General features: G+C 39.6%; 1 protein-coding gene. It reads left to right on the forward strand.

The genetic code is table 11. From position 1 onward, the window contains the following. Window positions 1-545, forward strand: a 545-nt coding sequence (locus ABN217_RS20135) for a LutC/YkgG family protein (protein ID WP_349459989.1), incomplete at both ends; no start/stop codon positions are given.

Consider the following 545-nt stretch of genomic DNA (forward strand, 5'->3'; position numbering starts at 1 on the left):
CCACAGCCACAGCCTACACCGATTAATGATTTAGCGAAAACTCGCTTAACTAATTTGACTCAGGATGAACTATGTAAAGAATTTACTGACTTTGCACAGACTCAAATGGTGAAATGTGTTGTTAGCAAACCTGATGACGTTATCAATAGCCTAATTGAACTCTGCGAAAGTTATGATTGTAAAGGCTCGGTGGTAATAAGTGGAGATGAGCGCCTAGATGCACTGGGTGTAACTAAAGCTATCAGTGAAAAATACGAAACCTATATTTGGACCCCAGAACTTGGCCATGAAAATATTATTCATGCTGAACGTTCTCAAATTGGAATTGTATTTGCGGAAGCGGGCCTAACTGAATCTGGTGGGATTGTTTTATTTTCGTCTCCAGAAAAAGGACGTGCGGTAAGCTTATTACCTGAAACTTCTATTGTTATTCTACGTAAAAGCGATATTTTACCTCGAGTGGCTCAAATAGCTGAACGTTTACATAAAATGGCGCAAGAAGGTGTAAGAATGCCGTCTTGCATCAATTTAATTGGTGGTGCAAG

This window comes from Proteus sp. fly-1067, assembly GCF_040139345.1.
GTDB classification, from domain to species: Bacteria; Pseudomonadota; Gammaproteobacteria; order Enterobacterales; family Enterobacteriaceae; genus Proteus; species Proteus vulgaris_B.